Source organism: Salmonella sp. 2020_1395 (assembly GCF_043848115.1).
Lineage (GTDB): Bacteria > Pseudomonadota > Gammaproteobacteria > Enterobacterales > Enterobacteriaceae > Salmonella > Salmonella enterica.
Genome location: NZ_JBCMFH010000021.1, coordinates 63,823 through 75,086 on the forward strand (window position 1 = coordinate 63,823; position 11,264 = coordinate 75,086).

8 protein-coding genes are annotated in these 11,264 nt (G+C 54.1%); 6 read left to right on the plus strand and 2 right to left on the minus strand.

Annotated elements, in window-relative coordinates:
• Positions 1 to 3: 3 nt before the first annotated feature.
• A complete protein-coding gene (torS, locus tag ACH0WD_RS22565; protein WP_000106945.1) occupies positions 4 to 2,823 on the minus strand; it encodes a TMAO reductase system sensor histidine kinase/response regulator TorS in 2,820 nt (939 codons plus the stop codon).
• A 79-nt stretch (positions 2,824 to 2,902) separates the two neighbouring features.
• Here torS and torT point away from each other — a divergent pair, with 79 nt between their 5' ends.
• Positions 2,903 to 3,943, plus strand: coding sequence for a TMAO reductase system periplasmic protein TorT (torT, locus tag ACH0WD_RS22570; protein WP_001202043.1), 1,041 nt, complete (start codon positions 2,903 to 2,905; stop codon positions 3,941 to 3,943).
• Here the strand turns inward: torT and torR are convergent.
• Positions 3,916 to 4,608, minus strand: a complete 693-nt coding sequence (gene torR / locus ACH0WD_RS22575; protein WP_001747553.1) for a two-component system response regulator TorR — start codon at positions 4,606 to 4,608, stop codon at positions 3,916 to 3,918. The genes torT and torR overlap by 28 nt on opposite strands.
• Before the next feature lie 129 nt (positions 4,609 to 4,737).
• Between torR and torC the strand changes: the two genes are divergently transcribed.
• The 5 genes from torC to ccmA all read left to right on the plus strand — a co-directional run.
• Positions 4,738 to 5,922, plus strand: a complete 1,185-nt coding sequence (gene torC, locus ACH0WD_RS22580; protein ID WP_001230256.1) for a pentaheme c-type cytochrome TorC — start codon at positions 4,738 to 4,740, stop codon at positions 5,920 to 5,922.
• The gene (gene torA, locus ACH0WD_RS22585) at positions 5,912 to 8,464 is read left to right on the plus strand and encodes a trimethylamine-N-oxide reductase TorA (protein ID WP_000790686.1); all 2,553 of its coding nucleotides are present in this window, start codon (positions 5,912 to 5,914) and stop codon (positions 8,462 to 8,464) included. The genes torC and torA overlap by 11 nt, the downstream gene beginning before the upstream one ends.
• Positions 8,457 to 9,089: a molecular chaperone TorD gene (gene torD / locus ACH0WD_RS22590; RefSeq protein WP_000595417.1), complete on the plus strand. Its 633-nt coding sequence runs from the start codon at positions 8,457 to 8,459 to the stop codon at positions 9,087 to 9,089. The genes torA and torD overlap by 8 nt, the downstream gene beginning before the upstream one ends.
• Before the next feature lie 189 nt (positions 9,090 to 9,278).
• A complete protein-coding gene (locus tag ACH0WD_RS22595) occupies positions 9,279 to 10,679 on the plus strand; it encodes a cytochrome-c peroxidase (protein ID WP_000724476.1) in 1,401 nt (466 codons plus the stop codon).
• 5 nt (positions 10,680 to 10,684) lie between these two features.
• A partial coding sequence (gene ccmA / locus ACH0WD_RS22600; RefSeq protein ID WP_085417610.1) for a cytochrome c biogenesis heme-transporting ATPase CcmA occupies positions 10,685 to 11,264 on the plus strand: 580 nt, incomplete at its 3' end.

Below are 11,264 nucleotides of genomic sequence, written 5' to 3' on the forward strand. Positions count from 1 at the left end.
AGGCTAGTTCCCTCTTATACCCTCGGCGTACTGTTTTATGTCCTGATAACTGGTGATGTGAAACGCGTCGGATAAGTTGGCCGTGGCGAGCCGGAAGCTATTATGGCGTATCCATGCGTCGAGCGCCGTCACTCCCTGCGTCACGATAGTTTTAATATCTATATCGCTAAGCGGTTGCAATTCCAGCTCCCGACAGGCTTCGGTTGCCTGCGTCATCCCCAGGCTGGCGCAGCCGCTTTTTAATTTATGCGCCAGCCGCTTAATGTTAACGTCGTCATTCATGGCGCGCGCCGCCTCGATCTCCTCGACTAAAGGCAGCGCGCTGTCTTTGAATAACGCGACCCATTGCCGGAGTTTTTCCGGGCCGACAGACGCCATATCGCCGGCAAGCTGATGTTCATTCAGCATCGCCCGCGCGTTGTGAGATTTGCCCTGTAAATAGTGCGCTATCATGCGGTAAAGCTCCTCGCGGGGAACGGGCTTTTGAATAATCCCGCAGAAAAGACCGGCGGTACGCTGACGAAGATTATCGTCTATCACATGCGCGCTAAAACCAATGCGTTTCATGGCGGGATACTGACTCATCAACTGCTGCGCCAGGGTTAAGCCGTCATAATCCGGTAAATCAAAATCCACCAGCGCCACATCAAAGGGCTCGCCTTCGGCTAAACAGCGTAGCGCGTCATTCGCGCTTTCAGCTACTGAGACCTTCACCCCTTTACCCGTGAGCATTTCAGCGGTAATACGCTGCGTCAGCATATTATCTTCAATCAGCAACAGACGTAGCCCGTTAAGATTTATCGGTTCCCTGAACGCACTTTTGCTTGCGGGTTTGGGGTGGCGAACCGGTAGTTGTAAACGAAAACAACTGCCAACATGAAGCGTACTGGTGACGGTTAGCGTCCCGCCCATCGCCTCTGCCAGGCTGGCGCTGATAGCCAGCCCCAGGCCCGTCCCGCCCCGGCGTCCTGTCGCCTGCACAAACGGTTTGAAAATAGCCGTCAGCTTCGCTTCAGGGATACCGCACCCGGTATCTTCAACCTCAATAAACCAGCTCTGATCGTCGCAAAACGTGCGCAGCACTATGCTGCCGCGATCGGTAAATTTCGCCGCATTACTTAAAAGATTAATCACAATTTGACGTATCCGGCGCGGATCGCCTTGTAGCGTGGAGGGGAGTTGCTCGCTAAAGTCGGCGATGAGCGCCACCTGCACGCGGCTGTGCATTAAATGCAGCGCGCTATTCAACAATTGTCGCGGTTCAAACGGCTCCTCGCTAATAGAAACGTTGGTGCCGCCTACTTCAATCGCCGAGTAATCAAGAATATCGTTAAGAATCGCCAGTAGCGATTCGCCTGAATCATTAATGGCCTGTAAGTCGTCGCGGTAGTTTGCCATGAGCGGTTTATCGGCCAGCAATTGTACCGTACCGAGAATGCCGTAAAGCGGCGTGCGAATTTCATGGCTCATGGCGGCAAGGAACGTCGATTTCGCCTCGTTGGCCTTTTCCGCTTCGGCGCGCGCCTGCCGGTGTTCCAGCACCAGCGCATGAAGCTCCGCCGTTTGCGAACGCACCTGTTCCGCCAAATCCTCACGATGGCGGTTCAATTTGCGCACGTTGGCGCGAAACGCTTCCATCAGACGGCTGATGGTATCCAGTTCGCTGACGCCAGCCGCCTCCGGAAACGGTGAGTCAATATCGCCCTCCAGTAGCCGCTGTAAGGCCTGCGTTTGTTGCGCCAGCGGGCGGGATACGGAACGGTAAACCACTCGCCAAAGAATAAAACTTAATGAGCACAGCGCCAGGATGCCTAAGATCACTAACCCTATTTGCCCACGCTGACTGGCGTGTGTAAGACGCGCTAACCCAGCCTCGTTTCGTTTTTCGATGGCGTTCACCAACTGCGACACTTCCGTACTGAAGCGGGTAAACTGAAAGAGGTTATTGGCCATAAGCGTTTGAAGCTGGTCGCGGATGGCGTTTTCCTTACGAAACAGGGTAACCAGTGTGGTGTACTGGTTTATTTTCTCCAGCGCGTCGGCGATTTGGGCGCGAACGGTAGGATCTTCTATACGCTGCTGGCGGCGGGATAAAATTTTAACCAACTGATTAAGTTTTTCATCGGTGTCCTCGGCATCGCTCAGCCCTTGCGCGTCTTTTAAGGTCACAATGAGCTGTTTAAACCGCAGGGCATTGACCCGCAACTCATTCATCTGATTCACATACTCAAAGTCGATATCAATCAATCGGTCAAGCGCGCGTTCAGCCTGGTCCCCTTTACCGCTTTCGATAAGATCGTAAATACCGGCCTGGGTGGCGCCCGCAGATGTCGCGGCATTATTGGCCTGGCCGTGAGCCTGGGCGGCAATGCTTTCCGCCGCCTCCGCAATCTGGCGGCTTAACTGCTGTTGCTGTGCGCGCAGCGTGAGAATTTCACCGACCAGCGTTCCCTGTTGCCCAAGCGTTTGCGCAATCTCTTTTTCTTGCCGGGCGATGGCCGAGGTATTAAATCCCTGCTCGCTTAATGCCTGCAAAAGATGGTTAATTTTAAGGCTTTGCGCTTTCAGCATCTTCCCCTGCGCCAGCCAAACGCCCTCACTGTCGGCATTGGTCAGATTTTGCGCAGAAAAGAGCTCGTAAGCGCTGGCTTCGCTTAACTGCCTGGCCATATTCATCGTGGGGAGCAGCGCTTGCGTATTGGTTTGCTCCACCTGACTAATGACGCGCAGGCTTATCCAGCCGATCACGGTGCTGAGCAGGGTGAGTGCCGCCATCAGGGCGAAGGCCAGCCATAATCTGCGGGTCAGTGAAGGCGTTGACATTTATGCGCCGCGGGTGAAATGGGTTGAGTTGCCGCCGGAAAAACCATTAGGATAAAACCTTGTTGCTGGTGGGGCTATCATGCGCGCGCTTATTTCGTTCTTTTTTTTGATAATCATCGTCTCGAATGTAGAAACGGCGTCAGCCGAAACCGGGCTGCTACACTGGACGCGCGCCGATCGGGCGATTCCCTGGCGGCAAACGTCAGTCAATGCGAGTAAACCCTGGAAACTGTGCGCATTATACCCCAGCCTGAAAGATTCTTACTGGTTGTCCGTCAACTACGGGATGCAAAAAGCGGCCAAATTGTATGGCGTTGATTTAAAAGTGCTGGAAGCGAATGGCTATCGGCAACTGGCGACGCAACAACAGCAAATGATGCAATGCCGGGAGTGGGGCTCCGACGCTATTCTGCTTGGCAGCAGTACCGATCGTTTCCCGGAACTGGAACGGTATGCCGGTAATGTGCCGGTTATTGAACTGGTGAACATGATTCACGATGCCAGCGTCGCAACCCGCGTTGGTCTGCCGTGGTTTCAGATGGGGTATCTGCCGGGACGTTTCCTGATGCAGTGGAGCAAAGGAAAAGCGCTTAACGTTTTACTCTTCCCGGGGCCGGAAGAAGCCGGCGGCAGTCAGGAGATGGTGGCGGGTTTTCGTCAGGCAATTAAAGGCAGCGCCATCAACATTGTGGATATCGCCTGGGGCGATAACGACATTGAAGTGCAGCGAAACTTACTCCAGGAAATGCTGGAGCGCCATCCGGACGCCAATGTGGTCGCCGGGTCGGCGATAGCGGCGGAGGCGGCGATGGGCGAAGGGCGAAATTTGACGACTCCGCTCACGATCGTCTCATTTTATCTGACGCATCAGGTTTATCGCGGTTTAAAACGCGGCCATATCCTGATGGCGCTCAGCGATCAGATGGCCTGGCAGGGCGAATTAGCGATAACGCAGTCGATTAAGGTCTTACAGGGGCAACCGGTGCCTGAAAATATCAGCCCGCCGGTGCTTATTTTGACGCATAACAACGCCGACAGCGCGCGCGTTCGCCGTTCGCTATCGCCTCCGGGATTTCGGCCCGTCTATCTGTATCAATACACCTCCGAGGCTAAAAAGTAGCCTTCGCCATGCTGTGTGACCAGCAGTTCCGGCGTAATTTTATGACGTAAGCGGCGAACCAGGACATCAATCGTGCGGAGATCCGGAGTCTCTACGCGGCGGGCGGAAAGCATTCGCAGCAGGCGTTCACGATGCAGCACTTTGCCTGGGTTGGTCACAAAGGCCAGCAGTAACTCGTACTCCGCGCGCGTAAGCTTAATGGCTTCACCGTTGTACTCCAGCGTGTGATTCATCACGTTCAGGCAGTAACCGGAAAACATATAGCAGTTTTCACTGGCATTTTGCGGCGTGGGGCGGGCCAGATCGATGCGCCACAAAAGATTTTTCACCCGTACTACCAGCTCGCGCAGTTCCAGCGGCTTGGTGACGTAGTCGTCCGCGCCCATCTCCAGCCCGACGATGCGGTCGATTTGGTCGCAACGCCCTGTCACCAGAATAATGCCCACCGTGGAGCGTTCTCGTAGCGCCCTGGTCAGCATCAACCCGTTTTCATCGGGGAGGTTGATATCCAGCAGGATCAGCGAAACGTGCTCATGCTCCATGATGTCACGCAGGCCCGCGCCGCTGTCGGTCACCGAAACGCGATACCCCTCCTGCTCAAAATAGGCCTGTAATCTGGCCTGAGTAACAGGTTCATCCTCAACAATAACAATGTGATGTGACATCCTGCGCGCGGTCTCTTTCTGTTCATATCTGTTCATATATTGCCGTATCCCGTTCATCCTGACCAGTGACGCTGTTCATATTTGCGGAATAAGATCTGCGCATTAAACCATATAATTACAGGGGCTATTATGCGAAAACTCTGGAGAGCGCTACTCAGGCCAAGCGCCCGTTGGTCGATACTGGCGCTGGTCATTGTCGGGATTGTGATCGGCGTTGCGCTGATCGTGTTACCTCACGTCGGTATCAAACTGACCAGTACGACAGAGTTTTGCGTCAGCTGCCATAGTATGCAGCCGGTGTATCAGGAATATAAACAGTCCGTACATTTCCAGAACGCTTCCGGCGTACGCGCGGAATGCCACGATTGCCATATCCCCCCTGATATTCCAGGCATGGTGAAACGTAAGCTGGAAGCCAGCAACGATCTTTACCAGACATTTATCGCCCACTCGATTGATACCCCGGAAAAATTTGAAGCCAAACGCGCCGAGCTTGCCGAGCGTGAATGGGCGCGCATGAAAGAGAATAACTCCGCGACCTGTCGTTCCTGCCATAACTACGATGCGATGGATCACGCGAAACAGAACCCGGAAGCGGCGCGGCAAATGAAAATCGCCGCGAAAGAAAATCAATCCTGCATCGACTGTCATAAAGGGATTGCCCACCAGCTACCGGATATGAGCAGCGGTTTCCGCAAACAGTTTGATGAACTGCGCGCCAGCGCCAGTACGCATAATGACGGCGATACGCTCTATTCGCTGGATATCAAGCCGATTTACGCCGCTAAAGGCGATAAAGAACCGGCAGGTTCGCTGTTACCTGCTTCTGAAGTGACAGTCCTTAAACGGGACGGTGACTGGCTGCAAGTGCAAATCGAAGGCTGGACGGAGACGGACGGTCGCCAGCGCGTGCTGACGCAGTTGCCCGGTAAACGTATTTTTGTCGCCTCGATTCGCGGCGATGTGCAACAGCATGTGAAAACGCTGGAAGAGACCACCGTCGCGGCGACCAATACTCAGTGGAGCAAATTACAGGCAACTGCGTGGATGCAAAAAGGCGACATGGTAAATGACATTAAACCGATTTGGGCCTATGCCGACTCCCTCTATAACGGCACCTGTAATCAGTGTCACGGCGCGCCGGACAAAGCGCACTTTGACGCTAACGGCTGGATCGGCACGCTCAACGGCATGATCGGTTTCACCAGTCTGGATAAGCGTGAAGAACGTACCTTGTTGAAATATCTCCAGATGAATGCGTCTGATACCACCAACACGCCGCACAGCGATAAGGGAGAACACAATGAAAAATAAGGACACGCTACACGTCTCTCGTCGACGTTTTCTGGCGCAGCTTGGCGGCTTGACGGTGGCAGGAATGCTGGGGCCGTCACTACTGACGCCCCGTAGCGCCCGCGCGGCGGATGCCGTTGCACCAGGCGCCGCGACGAAAGAGGGTATCCTTACCGGCTCTCACTGGGGGGCGATTCGCGCCACGGTGGTTGACGGTCGATTTGTGGCGGCAAAACCGTTTGAACAGGATAAATACCCGTCCAAAATGATCGCCGGCCTGCCCGATCACGTCCACAACGCGGCGCGTATTCGCTATCCGATGGTGCGCGTCGACTGGATGCGCAAAGGTCATCAAAGCGACACCTCGCAGCGCGGCGATAATCGTTTTGTGCGCGTCTCCTGGGATGAAGCGCTGGATCTGTTCTATCAGGAACTGGAGCGGGTGCAAAAAACCTACGGGCCGAGCGCGCTACTGACGGCGAGCGGCTGGCAATCTACCGGCATGTTCCATAACGCCTCCGGGATGCTGGCGCGCGCGATTGCGCTACATGGCAATAGCGTTAGCACGGGAGGGGACTATTCGACCGGCGCGGCGCAGGTGATTCTGCCGCGCGTGGTGGGTTCAATGGAAGTGTACGAGCAGCAAACGTCATGGCCTCTGGTTTTACAGAACAGTAAAACGATTGTGCTATGGGGTTCTGATATGGTGAAAAACCAGCAGGCAAACTGGTGGTGCCCGGATCACGATGTCTATCAGTACTATGAACAATTAAAAGAGAAGGTTGCCAGCGGCGCTATCTCGGTCATCAGCATCGACCCGGTCGTCACCTCCACGCACGATTATCTGGGGCGCGATAAGGTCAAACATATCGCCATTAACCCGCAGACGGATGTCCCGTTACAACTGGCGCTGGCGCATACGCTGTACAGCGAGAAACTGTACGATAAAAATTTCCTCGATAACTACTGCGTCGGTTTTGACCAGTTCCTCCCCTATTTGCTGGGCGAGAAAGATGGACAGCCCAAAGATGCTGCCTGGGCGGAAAAACTGTGCGGTATTGACGCCGACACCATCCGCGCGTTGGCGCGGCAGATGGCGGGCGACAGAACGCAAATCATCGCTGGCTGGTGCGTACAACGTATGCAGCATGGCGAACAGTGGTCATGGATGGTCGTCGTGCTGGCAGCAATGCTGGGACAGATTGGTTTACCGGGCGGCGGCTTTGGTTTTGGCTGGCACTACAACGGCGCCGGGACGCCTGGTCGTAAAGGGATCATTTTAAGCGGCTTTTCCGGTTCGACGACCGTTCCGCCAGTGCACGACAGCACGGATTACAAAGGCTATAGCAGCACCATTCCTATTGCGCGTTTTATGGATGCCATTCTTGAACCGGGCAAGATCATTAACTGGAACGGGAAATCGGTTAAATTACCGCCGCTGAAGATGTGCGTGTTCGCCGGGACCAACCCGTTCCACCGACACCAACAAATTAACCGCATAATTGAAGGGTGGCGCAAGCTGGAAACGGTCATCGCCATTGATAACCAGTGGACGTCGACCTGCCGCTTTGCGGATATCGTTTTGCCGGCTACCACCCAATTTGAGCGTAACGACCTCGATCAGTTCGGCAACCACTCTAACCGCGGGATTATCGCCATGAAACAGGTGGTGTCGCCGCAGTTTGAAGCGCGTAACGACTTTGATATTTTCCGCGATCTCTGCCGACGCTTTAACCGTGAAGCGGCATTTACGGAAGGCCTTGATGAAATGGGCTGGCTGAAACGCATCTGGCAGGAAGGGAGCCAGCAGGGAAAAGGTCGCGGTATCCACTTACCGACTTTCGAGGTGTTCTGGAATCAACAGGAGTACATCGAGTTTGATCATCCGCAGATGTTTGTGCGCCATCAGGCTTTCCGTGAAGATCCGGACCTGGAGCCGTTGGGCACGCCAAGCGGTTTGATCGAGATTTACTCCAAAACGATCGCCGACATGCAATACGACGATTGTCAGGGCCATCCCATGTGGTTCGAAAAAATCGAACGCTCGCATGGCGGGCCGGGATCGCAGCGCTGGCCGTTGCACTTACAATCCGTCCACCCTGATTTCCGTCTGCATTCCCAACTGTGCGAGTCGGAAACGCTGCGTCAGCAATATGTCGTTGGCGGCAAGGAGCCGGTCTTTATTAACCCACAGGATGCCAGCGCGCGCGGGATCCGCAACGGTGACATCGTGCGGGTATTCAATGCACGCGGGCAGGTACTGGCGGGGGCGGTAGTTTCCGATCGCTATGCGCCGGGCGTGGCGCGAATTCATGAAGGCGCCTGGTACGATCCTGATAAAGGCGGCGATCTCAACGCGTTATGTAAGTACGGCAACCCTAACGTATTAACGCTGGATATCGGTACATCACAGCTCGCGCAGGCGACCAGCGCGCATACGACGCTGGTGGAAATTGAAAAATATACCGGCCCTATTGATAACGTCACGGCGTTTAACGGTCCGGTCGAGATGGTCGCGCAGTGTGAATATGTACCCGCATCGCAGGGGAATCCGCATGATTAAGCAGCCAGCGCTTGCTCAGGAACAGTACGCCTGCGTATATGCATGGCTGGCGTTACTCTTTTTCCGGGAAGTGGATGATGAAGGGTTAATACAATTACAGTCCGCGGAAATCGCGGACTGGCTGGCGCTGTTAAAGCGTCAGCCTGCGCTGGCGGCGTCGGTGGCGTTACTCGAACAAAAAATTGCCGCGCTTAGCCTGCGCCAGGATGCGCAGTTGGAGCTGGCCGCGGATTTTTGCGGATTGTTCCTGATGACGGATAAAAAATCGGCGTTGCCCTACGCCTCGCAATACCCGCAGCAGGAACCCGGCATGATTAAACATTTATTGCTTGAAGCCGGGATGGAAGTCAACGACGATTTTAAAGAGCCGGCCGACCACCTGGCGATTTATCTGGAATTACTCAGCCATTTACATTTTTCATTGGGTGAATCGTTCCAACAACGGAGAATGAATAAATTACGCCAGAAAACATTGTCGTCATTACTGGAATGGCTTCCGGAATTTACAAATAATTGCCTTAAGCATGATTCCTATGGTTTTTATGCTGCGTTAAGTCAATTATTGTTGGCTATCGTTCTTTTTGATGACGGAAAAGAGGATTTATCCATTGTTGCGGCTGAATAAACCCTGTGACGGGCATCGCAAAATAAATCTTACGATAGTCGGGGGTTATCATATCTATAGGTTTAGCCAATTGTAATTATTGATACCAATCAATATCCATGATGGGTTTGTATTTAGTATTGACGGGCCTCATGAGTAAAAAAATAAAATTTAATTAATCATGCCGCAATACCCCATAAGGATAGTGATATGAAAAAAATTACCCTCTATGCGACAACGGTTATCACCGTTGGGCTGTTATGTTATTTAGGTTTGTCCGGGTATGTATGGTATTACGACAAACAGCGCAGTAAAAAAAGCGATGTGCAGGCCTCGGTTGTGGGTGAAAATAATAAAATACTGGGTTATTTCAGGGAGAAAGGATGTGATTATTGTCATACGCCTTCCGCTGAATTACCTTTTTATTCCTCTTTTCCGGTGGCAAAGCAGCTAATGGATTACGATATCCAGCTCGGCTACAAATCGTTTAACCTGGAGGCGGTACGGGCCGCCCTGATTGCGGATACGCCGGTGCCGCAAAGCGAACTGAATAAAATTGAATGGGTTATGCAACATCAGACTATGCCGCCAACCCGCTATGTCGCGCTGCACTGGGCGGGAGGCGTCAGCGATAAAGAGCGTACTGACATCCTGAACTGGATAGCCGATCAGCGTGAGCGCAACTATGCCAGCGCCGATACCGACCCGGCGCACCGGAATGAACCCGTTCAGCCTATTCCGCGCAATATTCCCGTCGATGCGAAAAAAGTCGACTTAGGTTTCCGGCTTTATCATGATGAACGTTTATCCGGCGACAGCACAATATCCTGTGCGCATTGTCACGCGTTAAATGCGGGCGGTGTCGATGGCAGAAAAACCTCAATTGGCGTTGGCGGTGCGGTAGGACCAATAAATGCGCCGACGGTATTCAACTCCGTATTTAATATCGAACAATTTTGGGATGGTCGTGCTGCAACCCTGCAGGAGCAAGCAGGCGGACCGCCGTTAAATCCTATCGAAATGGCCTCTAAATCCTGGGATGAAATTATTAGCAAGCTTGATAAAGATCCTGTCCTGAAAAAAGATTTCCAGGCGGTTTATCCGCAAGGATTTACCGGGGAAAATATTACTGATGCGATCGCCGAATTTGAAAAAACGTTGATAACGCCGGATTCCGCCTTTGATAAATGGCTACGTGGAGATGAAAATGCGCTGACCGCGCAACAGAAACACGGTTATCAATTATTTAAAGAAAATAAATGTGCAACCTGTCACGGCGGTATCATTTTAGGCGGGCGCTCTTTTGAACCATTGGGATTAAAGCGAGACTTTAATTTTGGCGAAATTACCGCAGCGGATATTGGTCGTATGAACGTCACCAAAGAGGTTCGCGATAAATTACGGCAAAAAGTCCCGGGCTTACGCAACGTCGCGTTAACGGCGCCTTATTTCCATCGGGGCGACGTACCGACGCTGGATGGCGCGGTAAAACTGATGCTGCGTTACCAGGTTGGCACCGATCTGCCGCAAAACGATATTGACGATATCGTCGCCTTCCTGGAAAGCCTGACCGGTGTTTATACGCCATATCAACCTGAATATGCGCAATGACAATGATGCTTGAAGCCAGAGATCTGTACTGCGAGCGGGACGAGAGGACGCTGTTTCGCGGGCTGTCGTTCACCGTGGACGCCGGGGAGTGGGTGCAGGTCACCGGCGGCAACGGCGCGGGAAAAACCACCCTGCTGCGCCTGCTGACCGGGCTGGCGCGCCCGGACGGCGGCGAGGTGTACTGGCAGGGCGAACCCCTGCGCCGCGTGCGCGACAGCTTCCATCGCAGCCTGCTGTGGATAGGGCACCAGCCGGGGATTAAATCCCGCCTGACGGCGCGGGAGAACCTGCACTTCTTCCACCCCGGCGACGGCGCGCGTCTCCCGGAGGCGCTGGCGCAGGCCGGGCTGGCGGGATTTGAGGACGTGCCGGTCGCCCGGCTCTCGGCCGGGCAGCAGCGCCGGGTGGCGCTGGCCCGCCTGTGGCTGACCCGCGCCGCGCTGTGGGTACTCGACGAACCGTTCACCGCCATTGACGTTAACGGCGTGGCGCGCCTCACCCGGCGGATGGCGGCGCACACGGCGCAGGGCGGGATGGTCATTCTCACCACCCACCAGCCGCTGCCGGGGGCCGCGGACACCGTCC